The sequence below is a fragment of the Caloramator sp. mosi_1 genome (assembly GCF_028622835.1).
Taxonomy (GTDB): Bacteria; Bacillota; Clostridia; order Clostridiales; family Caloramatoraceae; genus Thermobrachium.
Genome location: NZ_CP117677.1, coordinates 547,284 through 566,438, shown reverse-complemented (window position 1 = coordinate 566,438; position 19,155 = coordinate 547,284). Strand labels below are relative to the sequence as shown.

The 19,155-nt window shown below is 30.3% G+C and carries 25 protein-coding genes and 5 pseudogenes; 26 read left to right on the top strand and 4 right to left on the bottom strand.

Annotated features, from left to right (window positions below):
• Positions 1-395: 395 nt before the first annotated feature.
• Together PL321_RS04000 and PL321_RS03995 are read right to left on the bottom strand one after the other, a co-directional pair.
• Positions 396-617: a hypothetical protein gene (locus PL321_RS04000; RefSeq protein ID WP_273963549.1), complete on the bottom strand. Its 222-nt coding sequence runs from the start codon at positions 615-617 to the stop codon at positions 396-398.
• Between the two features lie 348 nt (positions 618-965).
• Positions 966-2,300, bottom strand: a pseudogene (locus tag PL321_RS03995) (IS1380 family transposase).
• Between the two features lie 251 nt (positions 2,301-2,551).
• Between PL321_RS03995 and PL321_RS03990 the strand changes: the two are divergent.
• Positions 2,552-3,457 carry a DMT family transporter gene (locus PL321_RS03990; RefSeq protein WP_273963548.1) on the top strand — a complete coding sequence of 302 codons (906 nt, stop codon included), beginning with the start codon at positions 2,552-2,554 and terminating at the stop codon, positions 3,455-3,457.
• A 10-nt stretch (positions 3,458-3,467) separates the two neighbouring features.
• Here PL321_RS03990 and PL321_RS03985 read toward each other — a convergent pair whose 3' ends face one another.
• Together PL321_RS03985 and PL321_RS03980 are read right to left on the bottom strand one after the other, a co-directional pair.
• Positions 3,468-3,830: a glycosyl hydrolase family 18 protein gene (locus tag PL321_RS03985; protein ID WP_273963547.1), complete on the bottom strand. Its 363-nt coding sequence runs from the start codon at positions 3,828-3,830 to the stop codon at positions 3,468-3,470.
• Positions 3,818-4,672 (bottom strand): glycosyl hydrolase family 18 protein, encoded by an 855-nt coding sequence (locus tag PL321_RS03980; RefSeq protein ID WP_273964388.1) that lies wholly within the window; start codon positions 4,670-4,672, stop codon positions 3,818-3,820. Before PL321_RS03980 ends, PL321_RS03985 begins: the two co-directional genes overlap by 13 nt.
• 277 nt (positions 4,673-4,949) lie before the next feature.
• Between PL321_RS03980 and PL321_RS03975 the strand changes: the two genes are divergently transcribed.
• The 25 genes and pseudogenes from PL321_RS03975 to PL321_RS03860 all read left to right on the top strand — a co-directional run bounded on the left by PL321_RS03975 (position 4,950) and on the right by PL321_RS03860 (position 19,100).
• Entirely contained in the window at positions 4,950-5,720 is a 771-nt protein-coding gene (locus PL321_RS03975; protein WP_273963546.1) for an ABC transporter ATP-binding protein, read from the top strand.
• A gap of 173 nt (positions 5,721-5,893) precedes the next feature.
• Positions 5,894-6,820 carry a DUF5692 family protein gene (locus PL321_RS03970; RefSeq protein WP_273963545.1) on the top strand — a complete coding sequence of 309 codons (927 nt, stop codon included), beginning with the start codon at positions 5,894-5,896 and terminating at the stop codon, positions 6,818-6,820.
• Positions 6,821-6,893: 73 nt separating this feature from the next.
• Positions 6,894-7,757 carry an SDR family oxidoreductase gene (locus tag PL321_RS03965; RefSeq protein ID WP_273963544.1) on the top strand — a complete coding sequence of 288 codons (864 nt, stop codon included), beginning with the start codon at positions 6,894-6,896 and terminating at the stop codon, positions 7,755-7,757.
• 108 nt (positions 7,758-7,865) lie between these two features.
• A complete protein-coding gene (locus tag PL321_RS03960) occupies positions 7,866-8,213 on the top strand; it encodes a hypothetical protein (RefSeq protein WP_273963543.1) in 348 nt (115 codons plus the stop codon).
• A 17-nt stretch (positions 8,214-8,230) separates the two neighbouring features.
• On the top strand, positions 8,231-8,461 hold the full coding sequence (locus tag PL321_RS19605; protein WP_337961067.1) for a hypothetical protein: 231 nt from the start codon (positions 8,231-8,233) through the stop codon (positions 8,459-8,461).
• On the top strand, positions 8,446-8,595 hold the full coding sequence (locus tag PL321_RS03950; RefSeq protein ID WP_273963541.1) for a hypothetical protein: 150 nt from the start codon (positions 8,446-8,448) through the stop codon (positions 8,593-8,595). The genes PL321_RS19605 and PL321_RS03950 overlap by 16 nt, the downstream gene beginning before the upstream one ends.
• A gap of 292 nt (positions 8,596-8,887) precedes the next feature.
• Entirely contained in the window at positions 8,888-9,244 is a 357-nt protein-coding gene (locus tag PL321_RS03945) for a hypothetical protein (protein WP_337960955.1), read from the top strand.
• 209 nt (positions 9,245-9,453) lie between these two features.
• A complete protein-coding gene (locus PL321_RS03940) occupies positions 9,454-10,692 on the top strand; it encodes a PD-(D/E)XK nuclease family protein (protein WP_273963540.1) in 1,239 nt (412 codons plus the stop codon).
• Between the two features lie 231 nt (positions 10,693-10,923).
• On the top strand, positions 10,924-11,136 hold the full coding sequence (locus PL321_RS03935; RefSeq protein WP_273963539.1) for a UvrD-helicase domain-containing protein: 213 nt from the start codon (positions 10,924-10,926) through the stop codon (positions 11,134-11,136).
• A 58-nt stretch (positions 11,137-11,194) separates the two neighbouring features.
• Positions 11,195-11,569, top strand: a complete 375-nt coding sequence (locus PL321_RS03930; RefSeq protein ID WP_337961066.1) for a UvrD-helicase domain-containing protein — start codon at positions 11,195-11,197, stop codon at positions 11,567-11,569.
• Positions 11,570-11,661: 92 nt separating this feature from the next.
• Complete coding sequence (locus PL321_RS03925) at positions 11,662-11,790, top strand: hypothetical protein (RefSeq protein WP_273963538.1); 129 nt, start codon at positions 11,662-11,664, stop codon at positions 11,788-11,790.
• Complete coding sequence (locus PL321_RS20910) at positions 11,787-11,975, top strand: UvrD-helicase domain-containing protein (protein ID WP_443110735.1); 189 nt, start codon at positions 11,787-11,789, stop codon at positions 11,973-11,975. Before PL321_RS03925 ends, PL321_RS20910 begins: the two co-directional genes overlap by 4 nt.
• An 88-nt stretch (positions 11,976-12,063) precedes the next feature.
• The gene (locus PL321_RS03920) at positions 12,064-12,231 is read left to right on the top strand and encodes a hypothetical protein (protein WP_273963537.1); all 168 of its coding nucleotides are present in this window, start codon (positions 12,064-12,066) and stop codon (positions 12,229-12,231) included.
• 26 nt (positions 12,232-12,257) lie between these two features.
• Positions 12,258-12,674: pseudogene (locus PL321_RS03915) on the top strand (3'-5' exonuclease); the annotation flags it as partial.
• A 56-nt stretch (positions 12,675-12,730) separates the two neighbouring features.
• The gene (locus tag PL321_RS03910; RefSeq protein ID WP_273963536.1) at positions 12,731-12,871 is read left to right on the top strand and encodes a hypothetical protein; all 141 of its coding nucleotides are present in this window, start codon (positions 12,731-12,733) and stop codon (positions 12,869-12,871) included.
• Between the two features lie 29 nt (positions 12,872-12,900).
• The gene (locus PL321_RS03905; protein ID WP_337960954.1) at positions 12,901-13,038 is read left to right on the top strand and encodes a hypothetical protein; all 138 of its coding nucleotides are present in this window, start codon (positions 12,901-12,903) and stop codon (positions 13,036-13,038) included.
• A gap of 157 nt (positions 13,039-13,195) precedes the next feature.
• On the top strand, positions 13,196-13,981 hold the full coding sequence (locus tag PL321_RS03900) for a RecB family exonuclease (protein ID WP_273963535.1): 786 nt from the start codon (positions 13,196-13,198) through the stop codon (positions 13,979-13,981).
• A gap of 11 nt (positions 13,982-13,992) precedes the next feature.
• The gene (locus PL321_RS03895; RefSeq protein ID WP_273963534.1) at positions 13,993-14,175 is read left to right on the top strand and encodes a hypothetical protein; all 183 of its coding nucleotides are present in this window, start codon (positions 13,993-13,995) and stop codon (positions 14,173-14,175) included.
• A gap of 172 nt (positions 14,176-14,347) precedes the next feature.
• Entirely contained in the window at positions 14,348-14,650 is a 303-nt protein-coding gene (locus PL321_RS19600; protein WP_337960953.1) for an AIM24 family protein, read from the top strand.
• 13 nt (positions 14,651-14,663) lie between these two features.
• On the top strand, positions 14,664-14,933 hold the full coding sequence (locus PL321_RS19595; RefSeq protein ID WP_337960952.1) for an AIM24 family protein: 270 nt from the start codon (positions 14,664-14,666) through the stop codon (positions 14,931-14,933).
• Positions 14,934-15,039: 106 nt separating this feature from the next.
• A pseudogene (locus tag PL321_RS19590) lies at positions 15,040-15,476 on the top strand (sugar diacid recognition domain-containing protein).
• Positions 15,473-15,949 (top strand): hypothetical protein, encoded by a 477-nt coding sequence (locus tag PL321_RS03875; protein ID WP_273964385.1) that lies wholly within the window; start codon positions 15,473-15,475, stop codon positions 15,947-15,949. Before PL321_RS19590 ends, PL321_RS03875 begins: the two are co-directional and overlap by 4 nt.
• Positions 15,950-15,996: 47 nt before the next feature.
• Complete coding sequence (locus PL321_RS03870) at positions 15,997-16,188, top strand: PucR family transcriptional regulator (protein WP_273963532.1); 192 nt, start codon at positions 15,997-15,999, stop codon at positions 16,186-16,188.
• Positions 16,189-16,609: 421 nt separating this feature from the next.
• A pseudogene (locus PL321_RS20905) lies at positions 16,610-17,739 on the top strand (glycerate kinase).
• 19 nt (positions 17,740-17,758) lie between these two features.
• Positions 17,759-19,100: pseudogene (locus PL321_RS03860) on the top strand (GntP family permease).
• Positions 19,101-19,155: the final 55 nt, after the last annotated feature.

Sequence of the window (19,155 nt, the reverse complement as noted above, 5' to 3'; positions counted from 1 at the left end):
CTATCAATAAAGTCTTTTAGATTGTTGGTTGTTTCCTCTTCGTAATAGCTTATTTTCTCACTTATTTCTTTTTGAGCATCTTCAATTGATTTCTTTAACGCATCAGTTGAATCCTTTTTGAAGTTTCTAATGATGTTTTAAACTCATTTACTTTTTCATCTAGACCATCTGTTAGTTCTTCAATACACTGCTTTTCATACTCATCAAGTTTTAATTTAATCCTGTCTTCTTCAGACCTTTTAAAGGATTCAAAGTGTTGCGAAACTTCATCTAAGATAGCATTTAATGCATTTTCAAGGTCATAAAGATATGTGCCAACTTTTTTATATATTTCACCATTTTTTGTGGTATAAGCTTTGTTACCAAACTACTAAGTGCGTTTTGTGAATCGCTAATTATTGTTTTAGATGTAGTCTCCATTTCTTTAAACACGTCATTATAGAGTTTGTTTTCATATTCTGAACCAATTTTTGTGTGCTATTATTAAATTCACTTAAATACCAGTTTCTTAAAATATCAGTTGCATTAATTGCTGCAAGAGTTGCTATAGATGTTAACAAGATTATAGATATTATTACAAATATTTTTTGCTGAGTTTTTTTAACAATCTGTTCCACCTCCTTTCAATTGAACCAAATTTTACACTCACAGTAATAATTTATATCCAGAATAATTTTTTTATTCATAAGAAATTTTAAAAAATTGATATACAAAGCATAGGCTAAAAATATATAGAAAATTAAACATATTTTTGTTAAATCATTGTTTTTACCATATTTTAAATAAATTTAACTTGAATTCGGCAAGTAAATTTTAAAAAAGTTTCTACTTGCCATTTTTGTTTTCTTTATGAATAAATTTACATTTATTATGATATTTTATACCGTTAGGTCTTTTTTGAGTATACTTAATAAACCCAAATAACATTTGGATTTTTAAGGGAATTTATTGTTTTTATTTTACTATTAAGTATAAACTGTTATCATTTTTCTACTAAAAATATGTATTTGTTTTTGAATATGAGTAATGATTTTTTCTAATAAGCAATTATTTGAAAAACTTAAATATCTATAATATTTGCTGCCGCAAACATTACCACAAACTCTATAAAATATTCTTCTTAATGTACTAATTTCATGATGTTGTACTTCCTTAGGCATGATTGCTTGTTTAAACCAGTTATGAATGTTATATGCTATCATTTTTATTAAAAGGTACAATTCATTGCATTTATGATTTACTAAACTATTTTCGCTAAAGGCATAGCCTTCTTTTATTTCATCTATATTATTTTCAACATCACATCGTTGATTATAATCTTGAAATATTTCTTCAGGTGTTAAATAATTTATATTTGTTACTATTGCTTGATATTTATATTTACATTCTTCGAACATTAACTGATTCATATTTTTTGGAATAATTTTTTCTCTTATAATCACAAATCTTCTTGCTCTTTGCCATTTAGGCAATGGAACTGTAATTTCTGTAACAGATAAAGTAGAACTTATATCGTGCCATATATAATCCTTTGGATTATTATTTATAAAATCTATTATCATTTTAACAGTAGAATACATTTTACATTTAACAACATATTCTATTCCATTATCTTCAAAATATAAAAAGTTTTCTTCATCAAAAACCTCTATCAAGTCTAACTCTTTTAAGAATATATCTTGAAGGAAGCTGGTTTACACAACTCTTAAAGAAATCTAAAAATTTATAATTACTATGGTGTCTACCATTTTCAAGAGTAATGTTAAGTAATTCATCAGTTCCTGAAATAAACCCAACTTTTTCTTTAAATGATGGTCTTCCATTGTACCTTGGATTATATCCTATTCCTGATTTTTCTTGATTACCAAAGATAGTTATAACAGTATCATCAATATTAATACAAACCTCGCGTACATCTTCAGTTGAAGACTTTAAGTCAAGTATTTTTTATTTATAGTTCTTAATTCTTCTAAAGTTTCTGTTGGTAAAGCTTTTAAGAGATCTCTACATACTTTTTCACTGGGTAATTTATCTACACCTTTAAACTTTTTATATCCTTCATCATTTCTTAATGTTTCAATGTGCATAAATCTTGAGAAACCAAGAATATTTGCATCAATCATGTATTCTATAATTTCTGCAGTATTAAAAGTAGAATTAGCGGCCTTCTTATAGGTTACGCCTTTTTCTAAAATAGTTGGTAATCCTATTATTTGTTTAAAGGATTCCACATAAGAAAAAGTTGCTACAGAAGTAACTTTGGTATCATTAAATTTTGCTTTCATGTTCAAAAATCTAATTTTCTTCTTTAAATTTTTTGATTTTGTTGTAAACTATCCATAGAAATCACCCTTTTGTGTTTTAGTTTTGCAATTATATTTTAACACTTAAAAGGGATGATTTCTTTTAATTTTTGAACAAAAATCCTTTAATTCCAATGTCTTTCGGCATTACTTGCCGAATACAAGTTATAATAAATACAATGTTATTACAGTTATTTTATTTTGATATAACTTATGTTAGAATATACAAGGTGGATAGGAGGTGTTTTATGAAGAAGTATTTGCCATATTTAGCTGGTGTTACAATGTCGCTAATTTTCGGATTTTCCTTTATATTTAGTAAAGCAGCATTAGAGACTTTGTCAACCTTTGAACTTTTGTTTTTAAGATTTACAACAGCAACAATAACAATGTCTCTTTTGATATTACTTGGAGTTGTTAAGGTAAATTTAAAGGGTAAAAACTTAAAACCCCTTATATTAGTTGCCCTTTGGCAGCCTATCATCTATTTTATTATGGAGACAAAGGGGCTTCAATACACTACATCCTCAGAGGCTGGAGTTATGATGGCCTTTATTCCAGTACTTGTTGCAATACTTGCGGCATTTTTATTAGACGAAAAACCATCAAAGCTTCAATGGATATTTATTGTGGTTTCAGTTTCAGGTGTTTTAACAATTGTATTAGGTGGAGGCAACTTAGAGGCAGCAGGCCAATTTAAGGGAATTATCTTTTTACTATCTGCTGTTTTTAGTGCAGCAATGTTTAATATTTATTCAAGAAGGGCATCACAGAATTTTACACCCTATGAAACAACATATTTTATGATGATACTTGGTATGATTACTTTTGGTGTTTTGTATTTTATTCAAGGTATAATAGCAAAAGATATAAACATTCTATCAAAGATAAATACCCAAGTTTCAATTTCAATTTTCTATCTTGGGGTATTATCATCAGTCTTTGCATTTTTACTTGTAAACTACAGTTTGTCAAAGCTTCCAGCGTCCCAATCATCAGTTTTTGCAAATCTAACTACAGTTGTATCTGTTATAGCGGGTATAACAATAAGAGGTGAAAGCTTTGAAACCTATAAATTAATTGGTGCTATAATGATTATAATTGGTGTTTGGGGAACAAATTACTTTGGAATACTAAATAAAAATAGGGCTTAAAGCCCTATTTTTATTTAGTAAATTTTGTCCTAATCATATTCATATAGTCTGCATTTTCAAGACCAAGTCTCCAAATAGCAACTCCAGAAAGATTATAGCTATTTACCAAATCAAGCTTATAAGAAATGCTCTTGTCGTTTTCAAACCAAACAGAATGTGATATTCCATTTGAATCAGTATAATTAAAATAAGGAGATTTTGAGACATCATCCCAAAGTATAGTTGCGTTATTGTTAGCTGCTAAGTTGTAAATTCCGTTTACACTATAGGCCTTTGTGCCATTTGATGACCAGTCGTATCCGTATGCAGCAAGCCCTAAGAAAATCTTTTCCTTAGGAACAACAGTAATAGTATAATCTATTACCTTTTGCACCCATCCGATAGATGCAATAGCACCAGGAGTACCCCTGGATAATGCTCATCATATGTCATCAATATAAATTGATCTACATACTTTGATAGTTCAGCATAATCATAGGCACCTGTCCAGCTATTAGTTAAACTATCATACGTCTTAGCAGGAACAGAAATACCAACAATATAACCTTGTGGCTTAAGTGCTGTATAAAGTTCCTTCATAAAGGTATTTAAATAACTTCTATCATAGTAGTAAACTCCCTCAAGGTCTATGTTTACACCTTTATAGTTGTTTGATTTTAATGCTGCTGAAATATTATTTATTAGGTTCTTTCTGTTTTGCTCATTTTCAAGAACTTGCTTTGCAATGTCCCCACTGAAATTATTACTTACCATAGCAATAGGCACTATTCCATTACTATTTGCATAATTGATTTGTTCTGTTGGCACTAATCCAGAAATGTTGCCAAATGAATCTGTAATATAAGTATGTGTAATTACAGTATTAAGCAAAGATGTATTATTTACCATTGAATTATAGGAGGATTTGTCACCACTATAGTAGTAGGTTGCAAATCCAACAACCTGTTTTTGACTATTAACCACTATATTTTGTGTAGTTACTTTTATATGAGCAGAATCACCCGATGTTCCATAGCTATTGTATGCACGTACATAAAACCAGTAGGTTGTATTAGGAGTTAGGTTTGTTACTTTATAGGTTGATGATGAAGTAGTTGCAATTTGTGTATAGTTGGAATCATTTAATATTGCCATAAATACTTTGTAGCCTGTTGCACCTTGACTGCTTGTCCAAGATAAAGTAACTTCATTAGCAGTTACACCTGATACGCTTATACTTGAAGGTGCAGCAGGAGGTGTACCTTTTTTACCTTTGCAATAGCAGTAATAAAGCTTGTTAACGTAAAAATTATAATTAGTAGTGGTAAAATAGTTTTCTTTTATTCATATACTACCCTCCTAAAAATTTATCTATTTATTTATCGAAGTGAAACTATATAAAGTTTAAATGTAATTTATGGGTTATTTACCAAAGTTGATGGGAGTTAACATCTTGAAAAATATTAAGAATTATGTCAAAATTAACCTATACTGTAGTGTAAGGAGGACTAAAATGGATACAATTATTTCAGTTGAAAATTTATATATGGATTATGGAAGTGGGGATGTTCTAAAGGGAATTAGCTTTGAAGTTCCAAAGGGACAAATTGTTGGATACATTGGTCCAAATGGTGCTGGAAAGAGTACAACGATAAGAATATTTTTAGGTATGACAAGTGGATATAGGGGTACAGTTAAAATTTTTGGAGAAGATATTAAGAATCAGTATGAATATAAAAGAAGAATAGGATATGTTCCTGAAATTGTTGAGTTTTATGATAGTCTAACTCCTGTTGAATACTTGAGCTTTATAGGCAATATATATGGAATTGATGAAAAAAGGTTAAATGCAAAAATAGATGAACTTTTAAACATTTTTGACCTTTATGAAGTAAAAAATAGCAGAATATCTTCTTTTTCAAAGGGAATGAAGCAAAAACTTGCCATCATTTCATCAGTAATACATAATCCAGATTTAATATTCTTTGATGAACCTATTACAGGCCTTGATGCAAACAGTGCGTTAGTGTTTAAAGAGATGATGCAGGTATTGAAAAATGAAGGTAAAACTATTTTTTACTCTTCCCATATTATGGAGGTTGTAGAAAAGGTAAGTGATAGAATACTTCTTTTAAATGATGGTCAAATAGTGGCGGACGGAAACTTTGAAGAATTAAAGGAAAAGGTGTTAGGAAGTAGTCTTGAGGATATATTTAATACCTTAACAGGTTTTACAAACCATTCTGAAGTTGCAAACAGGATTGTAGAGGTAATTAATTTATAAGGCGTATATATTTACGCCTTTTTCATTGTGCTTTAGAAAACGTTAACTAAAATTTAATGTAATAATTAGTTTGTTTTATTTACATTTACAAAAATTTCTGATACGATTTAATTGTAATTACATTTTTAAATATTAAAAGATTTAATCGACTAAGTCGATAAAAGGGGATTTGTATGTTTTTGTTTGAAAAACTATCATTGGCACAAGTACTTATGTGGTTTGTTGTATTAGCTGCACTTATACTAATTAATGAAATAGCACGCAGAAACAAGTATATTTCAATTTTTTTATTTGTTGTATTACCAATTATTTTAACTATAACAGTATGGCCAAAAACAGCAGGGGCAGGTTCAAGTGTAGGCACTTGGTTTCACTGGGCAAAGGTATATTCAGCACTTGCTGGATGTATAGGTTTTATGGCAATAAGATATAAAAAGGGATTAAGAACTAACAAATACGCTCTAATGTTTCCTCCATTTATTCTTGCTCTTAACATTATGGAGGCAGTAATAAGAGATTTTCAGTGCTACAGCTATAATGGACTTGTTGATGGTGTTACTATAATTGGTGGACCTTGGAACATAATGAATGGTATAGCAGGAATATTAAATATAATAACAATTTCAGGTTGGATGGGCATTGTAATCAGTAAAGACAAGAGTGAAGATATGATTTGGCCAGACCAACTTTGGTTTTGGATAATTGCATACGATCTATGGAACTTTGCATACGTATATAACTGTGTTTCGGACCATTCCTATTATGCAGGCCTTGCACTTCTTTTATCCTGTACAATACCAGCCTTCTTTATAAAGAAGGGTGCTTGGTTACAGCATAGAGCACAAACATTGGGGATTTGGATGATGTTTGTAATGTGTTTTCCAAACTTTGTTGATACATCACGTTTTGCGGTAAAATCATCCCACAGTACAACAGCACTATTTGTTGTGAGTTTACTTGCTCTATTATCAAATATTGCGGTATTTATATATCACTACTATAAGATATTTAAGTTCAAGAAGAATCCATTTAAGGAGGAAATTCATACAGACCTTAATTCATATAAGGCTGTGCTGCACAACAATAATTTAAGTATATAAGCATCTGTTTTCCAGATGCTTTTTTATTTGGTATAATAAAAGTGTAGTATTAGTTTAAATTGGAGGAATAGAAATGAAAAAGATTTTGTTGACAGGTGGAATGGGATTTTTCTGTAGCAGATTTTATGAAAAATATAAAAACGAATATCAAATCTTAGCGTTAGGTAAACAAGAACTTGATGTAACAAACAAGGATAAGGTATTTAATATATTTAGTGATTTTAAACCAGATTATGTAATACACGCTGCGGCAATTGCTTCTACAGATTTTTGTAACAAGAATCCACATATTGCAAGAAAAATAAATGTTGAAGGTTCAGTTAATGTGGCAGAGGTATCTAATAAGGTAGGTGCAAAGCTTTTATTTATAAGCACTGAGCAAGTCTTTAATGGAAATACTGAATTAGGGCCATATAAGGAAGATGATACCCCTATTCCTAATACAGTTTACGGACAAAATAAATTAGAAGCAGAGGAACTTTTGAAGGAAATAATAGAAGAACTTTGGATACTAAGGTTTAGTTGGCTATTTGGAATGGCAGAAAGGAATATGGGTATGGCTTCAAATATTCTTTGGGATACAATAACATCTCTTATAAAGGGAGAAAAGATTTATGCGTCACCAAACGAGTTTAGGGGAATGACCTATGTTTATGATATGATTGACAATATTGTAAAGGTATTTGATATTCCTTATGGTACATATCATATAGGCAGCACCAATGATATGAGTAGGTACGATGTTGTAAAGCATATATTAATTGAATTAGGTTTAGAGAATAGAGTAGAAGAAATATTAATTAATGATGAAGAAAAATACAAAGACAACCCAAGGGATTTAAGATTAAATACTGATAAAATATCAAAATATGGCATAGTATTTCCAACGACAAAGGAGGCAATATCAAATTGTTTAAGGGAATATAGGATGAGATAACATTAGAGTAATTTTACGTTAAATTATCAAAATTTCTTATGTTGAACTAAAGAATTTAAAGGTATAAAATAAAATTAATACAAAAATTGGAATTATCGGGGTGATATTTTGTTTGAAAGAATATTAGATGCAATAAAAAATAATAAAAGAGTTATATACCTTGCACCTACCAAAGAGCTTATTGAATATGTAAGAGCTGAAATATTAAATAGGGCAGGTTCACTCTATAATGTTGATGTAATTACCTTTGATGACTTATCAAGAAGGATTGCAAAAAGTCATATAGGCAATGCTGAATTAATTCCCTATGAAGCATCCCTTGTTCTTGTTGAAGAAGTATTAAAGGAACTTGGAGAAGATAATATTAAATATTTTGGGAAGGTATACGATAAAAAAGGTTTTGCAATAAATGCACTTAATGCAATAAGAAGCATAAAAAGGAGTATGTTGATGTAGAAGAATTAAGGGAAAAGATAAACAATCAAAAGGATTATGTATTAACAAGAAAAACGGAAGATTTAATAAAAATATATAATGCATATCAGCAAAAACTGTCTTCACTAAATCTTATGGATATGGATGATATTATAAAAGTTGCAGTAGAAAATGTTGAAGGTACCTCATATTTTGAAAATGTCGCTTTATTTATAATCGACGGATATATAGATATATTCAAAAGCGAAAAAAATTGCTTGAGGCAATAAAGCATAATTTTAGTAGTATTGAGTTTATATATCATCTTCCTTTAAATGTCCCATATGTAAAGGATTTTGCCCAAAAAGAGGCCTTAGGATTTGCAAATGAATTAGGCTTTGAAATAAGCTACAGCGATTTTTAAATACAAAGTATAAACCTCTTGCAGAAACTTTATTCTTAGACAAAAACTTAGAAGAAAAGGTTGATGTTGAAATTATAGATGCTCCCTGTATTGAAGATGAAGTAAGACAGGTAGCCTCAAGGATAAAAGATATTTATAAAGAAAAAAGGTTGAGCTTGATAAAATAGCAGTAATAGTTCCGGAAAGGGAGGAGTATGAGGATATACTTCTTGAAGTATTTAATGAATATGGTGTTTATATATCCTTAAGTGATACAGAACTTCTTTCAAAAATACCTTTTATCAAAACTATAATGGCACTACTTAGATTAAAAAATGAAAGATATAACAAAAATCTATTGGAAGATATAGTATTAAGTCCATATATATATACTTCTGAAAAATATAATGTGTTGAAGGTTTTAGAGAGATACTTTAAAGGAAAAGATACAGTAACTTTCCTTGAAAAACTTCCTGAGGACTTTAAGATGGAAGATAAAGAGGAACAGGAAAAGTATATAGAAAAAATATCTAATCTAAAGAACAGTTATGTTGAATTTGAAAATATGATAAATAACAAACTATCAAAGTTAAAATATAGTGATAGCTTTGAAGGATTTAAAAAGGCAGTAATAGATATTATAGATGAAATTGATATAAAAAGAGCATAATTTGTCTTTATAAAAAGGAATAATATCTCAGGATATTATGTTTCGAGATTTAAAGGCTTTATTTGGATTTATTGAGATGCTAAATAACCTTGGGAAGTATATAAGCATCAAAATTCTAATATGCAGTATACGGATTTTCTAAATATACTTGATGAAAATATAACGGCTACAACCGTTACATTAAAACCTAAAAAAGCTATGGGGTAAAGGTGTTAACTCCAGATTTAATAAGAGGAACAAGCTACGACTATGTATTTATAATGGGCCTTAATGAAGGAAAGTTCCCTAAACTATCAAAGGCATCAGGCATATATACAACAAGGGAAAAGGAGATTATATACAGGCTTGGTGTAAACTTCGGAAGCAGTATATTTGAAATGGAGAAGGAAAAAATAAGATTTATTTTGTCAATTGCATCATCGAGGGAAGGGTTAATTTTATCCTACAGGACATCAGGAGAAGATGGGGCATATATTTCAAAATCTCAATTTTTAGATGAAGTAATATATAAACTTAGACTCCATAAGGCCTTTGAGGGAAGAAAAGTTAGAACAATGAGGGATAGATTTAATCTTAATAAAATCTACAGCAAGCCTGAGCTTATAAAAAGATATTGCATAACAAAGGATAGTAGAATTGATAATATAGAAACAAATTATTTAGAAGAAGTATTGATGATAGAAGAAAAGAGAAACTCTGATGAATTTACAGAGTATGATGGGTTAATTGATATAAACAAAATGAAGGATAGTAACAAGAAGGATGTCTTTAGTGCATCAAAGATAATGTCCTATAATAAATGTCCATTTAAATACTTTATTGAAAATGTACTAAATATAAGAAAATGGGAAGAGGATATTTATTCAAATTTAAACTATGGAAACATTTATCACTATGTACTTGAAAACTATTATAGAGATTATATAGAAAAAGAGCTTGAATATAAAGAGGATAGAATAGAACAACTTTCTAACGAAGGCTTTAAAAATTATGGACTTGTATTAGATGACAACTATACATACATTATAAATCAGAAACTTCTTGATAACATTAAAAAATTTATAAAGATTGATGTTAGCTATAAAAATGAAATTAAATTTAGGCCTTATCTTATAGAACAAGACTTTGAGATTGATGATTTGATTGAGGGAATTAAAATAAAGGGAAGAATAGACAGAGTTGATGTGGAATATGATGGAGATAATCCAACAGGAAGATATATAATACAGGACTATAAAATTTCCAATGCTAAGGGACTTTCAGATATGCTAAAGGGAGATGCTATCCAAGTTGTTCTCTATTATTATGTAGTAAATAAAATTCTTACAGAAAAATTAGGCAAAACACCAGAATGTGTGGGATTGGTGTATTATGATATAAATGATACAGTAAATAAAAATAAGAAACAACTAAGTGGTATTATTGTAGCAAAGGATAAAAAGAATTAGAAATACTTAAAACTCATCACAGCACAAGAACTGTTTCAAAGGAAAACTTTGATGTTGTTATATCCCATATTACAGATAACTTTATAAAAGAGAGCATAGAAAAGATAAAAAGGCTGTATTTACGCTTCCTAAGATATGTTCAGTTCAAGATGGTTTTAATTTAAGTTGTGATTATGAAGGAGTATGCAGATATAACAAGATAAGGCTTTTAGGCAAAGGCGAGGTGGAAATATGAATATTGAACTTATAGAAAAAGTGTATGAGGTTAATGAAGAACAGGCAAAGGCTCTTGATATAGACAAAAATATTGCACTGCACGCTGGGGCAGGTTCTGGAAAAACAAGAGTTTTAACAAGAAGGTTTTTAAGGCTTCTTCTTGAGGGTGGGGCAAAGGTTGATGATATAGTTGCAATAACCTTTACAAAAAAGCAGCCCTTGAAATGAAGGAAAGGGTTATTGATTTAGTAAATAAATTTATAGAGAAGGAAACAGATGCTAAAAAATAGAGACTCTAAGGCAAATCAAGGAGGATATACCTCTTGCAAATATATCAACCTTTCACAGCTTCTGCGATACTATTGTAAAAGAGTATTATCACATTATAGGAATAGAACCAATGTATCAGATAGTTGAAGAGGTAGATACATTAACTATACTTAACAGAATATCAAAGGAAGTGTTTAATGAGTTTGTAAACGACTCTAATAACAGTGAAAGATTTAAGGTTGTGGCAGAGGTATTAGGTGTAGATTATCTAAGTTCAAAGAAAATTATGGAGGATGTTAAGGCCCTTTATAAAGACATAAAGACAAAGGGCGACAGCATAGAGGAGGCAAAAATTTCACAAGAGACAACATTAAAAGGTTTAATGAATTAAATTCAGAAGAAGAAAAGCCTAAAAAGACAAGAAAATCTAAAGAGGAAGATGAAGGCATTTTAGATAAGCTCCAAACAATAATTCATCTTGTTATGGATTTAGTAGAGGCTGTTGATATAAAATACACTGAGGAGAAAAAGAGATTAGGGGTAGTAGATTTTAATGACCTTGAAAAATATACTTTAGAGGTACTTGAAAAAGAGGAAGTAAGAAAAGGATAAAGGAAAGATACAAATACTTTCTTGTAGATGAGTTTCAGGATACTAATGATGTTCAGCTTAGGATATTAAGCTGTTTAACAGAGGATGAGGGGAAAATAGAACAGGGTAAACTGTTTGTTGTAGGAGATATTAAACAATCTATATACCTTTTAGAGGTGCAAACTACAGGGTTTTTGAAAATGTAACTAAAAATATAGAATCTTCAGGTGGGAAAAAACTTGAGCTTTCAAAAACTACAGAAGCCACGACAAAATAGTTGAGATCATAAATCTTATGTTTAAAAATCTAATAGATGGATATGTAAAATCTAAAGAATCACATACAGTAAAAGGAGAAGCAGGATTTGATTTTTGTATATTAGATGTGGAGGAAAAGGATAGTTTTGATACAAAACAATTAAGGGAGAGAAAAGTAGAAAAAGATGAACTTGAAGTTTTTTAGAAAAAGAAGATAAAGGTGAAAAGAGGAGAAATGAAGCAGAATATGTAGCAGATAAAATACTTGAGCTAAATAGAAAGGGTATTGACTTTAAGGATATTGCAATTTTGTTTAGAGGAAGAAGTGGTATATTAGAGTTTGAAAATTCCCTAAAGAAAAGACAAATACCCTATACAATACTTGGAGGTATAGGATACTTTGAAAGACAGGAAATAATGGACTTAATAAACTTAGTAAGATTTATATATAAATATGATGATAAAGTGTCTCTCCTTGGAGTACTAAGAAGCCCCTTTGTAGGCCTTTCAGATAATGAGGTATTAGATGTTTATAATATAATAAATGAAAATAACTATATATCTTCAGCAAAGGATTATAATGATAAACTAAATATGCTATTTGAATTAAAGAAAAAGGCTACTTTGTATAGTGTATCAAACTTTTAAGGGAGTTAGATAAAGAGCTTAAAATAAAGGATATACTCCTTCTTCAGGAGGATGGAGTGCAAAAGTATAGAAATTTTGAGAAGTTTTTAGAGATTGCAGAGGAGTTTGAAAGAAAAGGAATATACTCATCTGTTGAGTTTGTAGATTATTTAGAAAATCTAATTGAAGTGTCAAAAAAGAGGCACAGGCCTTTTTAGACACGGAAAACAGCAATGCAGTAAAGATAATGACAATACATGCATCAAAGGGACTTGAATTTGAGGCAGTATTTTTACCATCCTTAGACTATGAAATAGAAAAAGCAATAAAAATAAGTTTGTATATGACAAGGTTTCAGATGAAAAAGGGCAAAGATATGGGATAGTGATTAATTACGATATACACCCTAACAAAAATAATAAAAGAGATAAAAAGGAAAAGTTGTTTTATTATGTAGATGAAAAAGAATAGAGGAAGAAAAAAGGAAGAGATAAGAATATTCTATGTGGCGGTAACAAGGGCAATAAGGTATTTATCCCTAAGTGCTGTTAAGAAAAAGAAGCAAAAATACGTTAATAAATTATTTAATAGAGAATGGAGTTGATTTTAAAGAATACATTAAAATTACAGATTCATTTAAGTACTATGTAAAGGAAAAAATTGAAGATAAAAGCCAAGAAGATGCATTTGATATAAATAGTGCAAAAGAAAATATAAACCTTAATATAGAATATATACCTAAATCAATATTCAGCATATCAAGGTATATGCTCTATAAGGACTGCCCAAGAAAATATTTCTTTAGATATATTGCAAAAATAGATGCAGACGCTTTAGATATTGGCTTTTTAAATAAAAAGGAAGATGAAGAAGAACAAAGTGAAGTAGAAGTTGTAAAGAGTATAAATGCAGCAGAGATTGGAAGTTTTGTTCATAGTGTTCTAGAGGAAGTCTCAAAGGGTTATACGGTAGATGTTGAGGATAGAATAAATAACGAACTTGGTGAAGTTGGCAATGAAGATAAGGAAAAAATAAAAAGGATGGTAGAAAGCTACCAAAAGATAGAGAAGGATATTAAAATAAATGGACAAAAGCTATTTTCAAATCAAGAGTTTGTATTTAGAGTGCCACTTCCAGATACAAGTATAATCTTAATGGGAATAATTGATAGATTAGATATATATCAGGTTTCAGATACTAAAAGGGCAGTTGTTATAGACTATAAAACAAATAAAGTAAATGGAGAAAAGGATAAAGAGAGAATAAAAATCATTATCTTCCACAGTTTGTTGCCTACAGTTATGCTGTCAAGAAAATATATGACATAGAAATTGAAAAGATGTACCTATACCTTCTTGATATAGGAGAATATATTGAAATAAACTTAGAGGAAGAAGATATACTAAGGGGTATAAAGGATATTGTAGAAGTATTTAACTTTATGGAAACAAACAGTGATTTTGAAAAGTATGATAGATGTGGAAACTGTTATGCTTGCAACTATAGTTTAATTTGCAAATAATGTTAACCAAACTTTTACCATTTAAAAACTATAGTTTGATAGAATAGTATAATAAAAAATAATTTTGAGGTGAAATTATGAGGTATAGGGTTATTGGTGAAGGTCTTCCTGTTGTAATTTTAAACCTTAATAGGGAGAAACAATAATTACAGAATCAGGTGGAATGTCTTGGATGAGTGATGGAATTGATATGTCGACTAATATGGAGGGTGGACTTTTAAGGGAATTGCCCGTGCATTTGGTGGAGAATCAGTTTTTGACAAGATATACAAGTGTTAGAGACAATACAGAAATAGCTTTTTCCTCATCATTTCCCAGGAAAATTGTTCCTTTAAATCTTGCATCAGGGCAGTCAATTATTTGTCAAAAGCACGCATTTTTGTGTGGAGAGAGCTCTTTAGATTTAGATATTATATTTAATAGAAGGCTTGGTTCAGGCTTTTTGGAGGAGAAGGATTTATTTTACAAAAGATAACCGGCCCAGGTATGTGCTTTTAGAAATAGATGGCGAGGCTGTTGAATATAATCTTGCACCTGGTGAAATCCTTAAGGTTGATACAGGTCACGTAGCGGCCTTTGAACCAACAGTTAGTTATGACATTGTTACGGTAAAGGGATTTAAGAACATATTCTTTGGAGGAGAAGGACTATTCCTAACTGAGCTTAGAGGACCTGGCAAGGTAATACTTCAATCTCTTCCTATTCAAAATCTTGCAAAAGAGATAATACCTTATATTCCAGTAAAACATAATGATTAATTTAATAGAATTATAAACAATTATATAAATTTATGTATTATAATAGTAAAATAAGGTTATTTTATTTTGCCTTATTTTACTATTTATTTATTAGAGGGGGATAAAAATGCTCACTAAAGAGGACTATCAGAAAATAGTTAATAGACTTATGAGTATATTAGGTAAAAATATAAATATTATGGATGTTGATGGTGTAATAATAGCATCGGGGGATGAGAATAGAATTGGAACACTGCACGAAGGAGCCAAGGAGGCAGCAAATCGAAAAGAGGAAGTAATTATAGATGATGATAATAAAAATTTGTATAGAGGGAGTAAAAGGGAATAAATATTCCTATATTTAATAACAATGAGGTAATAGGTGTTGTTGGTATTACAGGCGAACCAACTGAAGTATTAGGCTTTGGAAAAATTATAAAAGAGCTTGTTGAACTTATGGTTCAGGAATATGAAAATAACAAATTTCAAAACTACCAGCAAAGAGCAATTGAGAGCTTTACAAAGGAACTTCTAAAAAGCAAAGTTTTGAAAAGGATGAAATAGCAGTTTTAAAACATAGGGCAGAAATTTTTGGATTCAGTTTAAAGTTAAAAAGATATGTTATTGTACTTGATATAATAACCTTTAACAATTACATTGAGACCTATAAGCTTAATGAATTTGATGTACAGCAAGTAAAGCAAAATATAATAGATACGATAAAGAAAAAGCTTTCCAATAATGATATAATATATAACATATCAGAGGACCGCTTTGTAATTATTACGCAGGATAAAAATCCACTTTATTTAAGCCAAATGATACAAAAGGATATAGAGAAAAAATATAATTTAAAATTTAATATTGGAATAGGCAAAGAGTGCTTAAATATTGAGGATTATTATGTGTCCTTTACTATTGCAAATAAATTAATTAAAATAGGTAGAATTCTTAGTGAAGAAATTTTATTTTATAAGGATTGGATACTCTATTTAATGTTAGATGAAGTTCCTGATTACATAAAAAAGTATATATAAATGAAATAAATACGAATTGCTTTTGTGAAAATAAAAATATAGAACTTATGAATACCTTAAAGATTTATTTTGAAACGGGAATGAATATAAAGGAGACTGCTGCAAAACTATATGTTCATATAAATACAATAAAGTATAGATTGGATAAGATTGAACAGAAGTGTAATGTAAATATAAAAGACCCTTTTCAATGTATGAAGTTATATTTTTACATAGCATTAAAACAAATATCTCTATAATGGGGTATTTCAGATTGTTGACAAACATAAAAGATGCATTGATTATGAAATTGGCCCTTGAAAGGATTTCAAATTGGCATATTTCATAAGCTTTAGCAAGTGTTGCTTTTCGACTTTGAAAAAGTCCGTAATTCGGCACACGATGTGCCGAGCCGAGCAGCCCTCAAGGATGAGGGCATCGCGAGGGTAGGACTTTTCAAACAAAGAAAAGCTTACACTTGATTAGCGAAATGAAGGAATGCCAAGGAAATCCTTCAAGGGGCCAAACATATTATAGTTTTATCAACAGCCTCAAATATCCCAATAATGGGGTATTTGTTTTTTTAGTACAAAAATAAGAAAAAGAAGTTATAAACTTTATATTAAATCTACATTTTATATTTATTTTCATAGTAATAGAATAAATATAGGTGGTGATTTGATGAAGGTTTTAATAGCTCCAGATAAATTTAAGGGAAGTCTGTCTGCACTTAATGTGTGTAAAAATATTGAATTAGGAATAAAAAGGTTTTTAATGATGCTGTTATAGAAAGTGTACCTATGGCAGATGGCGGGGAGGGTACAGTTGAATCTTTAGTTGATGCAACAGGTGGTAGGATAGTAAAGACCATTGTAAGGGACCCAATTTATAGGCAAATACTTAGTTTCTATGGAATATTAGGCGATGGGAAGACAGCAGTAATAGAGATGGCGGCAGCATCAGGGCTTTATCTTTTAAAGGAATATGAGAGGAATCCGCTTTTTACAACAACCTATGGAACAGGTCAGTTAATTTTGGATGCTATAGATAAAGGATGTAGAAAATTCATAATTGGCATAGGCGGAAGTGCCACAAATGATGCAGGCTCTGGTATGGCAATGGCACTTGGTGTAAAGTTTTTGGATTGTTTTGGAAATGAGATTGGGTTAGGTGGAGGAGAATTAGGAAAGGTAAGTTATATTGATATATCAGGGATTGATAAAAGAATATATGACTGTGAATTTATAGTTGCCTGTGATGTCAAAAATCCTTTAGTTGGTGAAAATGGTGCAAGCAGAGTCTTTGGACCTCAAAAGGGAGCAACGGATGAAGTTGTTGAAATTCTTGAAAAAATTTAAGTCACTTTGGAAATATTTTAGAAAAGACTTTCAATAAAGAGATAATAAATTATGAAGGGGCAGGGGCAGCTGGAGGATTAGGTGCTGGTCTTATGGCATTTTTAAATGCAAGGCTACAAAGTGGTGTAGATATTGTTATGGATGTTTTAAATCTTGAGGATAAGATAAAGACAGCAGATATAGTTGTATCTGGAGAAGGAAAAATAGATAGTCAAACTGCCTATGGTAAGACTATATATGGAGTAGCAAAGTATTGTAAAAATACAATAAACCCTTAATCGTAATTGCAGGTTCGGTGGAGGATGTTGATGTACTCTATGATATAGGAGTTACAACTGTATTTTCTATTTTAGATAAACCAATGAAAATTGAAGATGCAACAAAAATGCACCGCTATTAATTCAAAACGTTACTGAGAGGGTATTTAGATGTATAAAAGCCTTTAAGGCTTAAAATATAAGGAGGGGGATTTATGTCTGGTCCATACTTAATTTTGGCACTTTTAGTTGCTATTGTTTTTATTGTCATTACAACCTCAAAATTTAAACTCAATCCATTTTTAGCATTAATATTTGCTTCATACTTACTTGCTTTTGCAGCAAAATTACCCTATGATAAAATCCCAACAATAATTACACAGGGATTTGGAAACACTTTAACTAATATTGGTATAGTGATAATTGCTGGTGTAATAATAGGAACTATACTTGAAAAATCAGGGGCAGCAATTAAAATGGCAGACACAGTAATAAAAATTGTTGGAGAAAAGAGACCAACATTGGCTATGAGTATAATAGGATATATTGTTTCAATTCCTGTCTTTTGTGATAGTGGCTTTGTAATTCTAACTCCACTTAATAAGGCACTTGCTAAAAGACAAAGACTTCATTGGTTGCTATGTCAATTGCACTATCCACTGGACTTTATGCAACACACGTTTTAGTTCCACCAACACCAGGACCAATAGCTGCAGCTTCAAACTTAGAGCTAAATAACATTCTACTTGTTATTGTGTTTGGTCTTATTCTTTCTATTCCTGCATTAATTGTAGGTAATATATATGCAAATAAGGTTGCTTCAAAATATAATTCAAACATAACAGACGCAATAAACTATGAAGATGTTATAAAAAATTATGGTAAGCTCCCAAGTGCTTGGAAGTCCTTTGCACCTATCGTTGTTCCAATAATTTTAATGGCATTAGGTTCAATAGCAAAATTCCCTGGCAATCCATTTGGAAAGGACTTTATATTTAAACTATTTGTTTTCCTTGGAACTCCAGTTAATGCATTAATAATAGGTATGTTCTTTGCTTTCTTATTAATACCTAATGTAGATAGGGAAATAAAAAATAAATGGCTTCAAGAAGCAATGAAGGATTCTGCAATGATTTTAATAATAACAGCAGCGGGTGGTTCTCTTGGTAATGTTATAAAAGAAATAAAGGTTGGAGAATATTTAGGACAAACCTTAGCAGGATTAAATATAGGTATAATACTACCATTATAATTGCAGCAGCTATTAAGACAGCACAAGGTTCATCAACAGTTTCGCTTTTGACAACTTCTGCATTAATGCTTCCGCTTCTTCCAACATTAGGTTTAACATCTGAGGTTGCAAGAGTTCTTGTTGTTATGGCAATAGGAGCAGGAGCTATGACTGTAAGCCACGCAAATGACAGCTACTTCTGGGTTGTATCTCAATTTGGAGGAATGGATGTTAAAACAGCCTATAAGACACAAACAGTTGCAACTCTTCTAATGGGATTGGTAACAATATTATCAGTTTACATTGCATCTTTAATATTGCTATAAGAATAAGGCAGCCGCAAGGCTGCCTTTTTATATATTATAGATAAATTTACTTAGA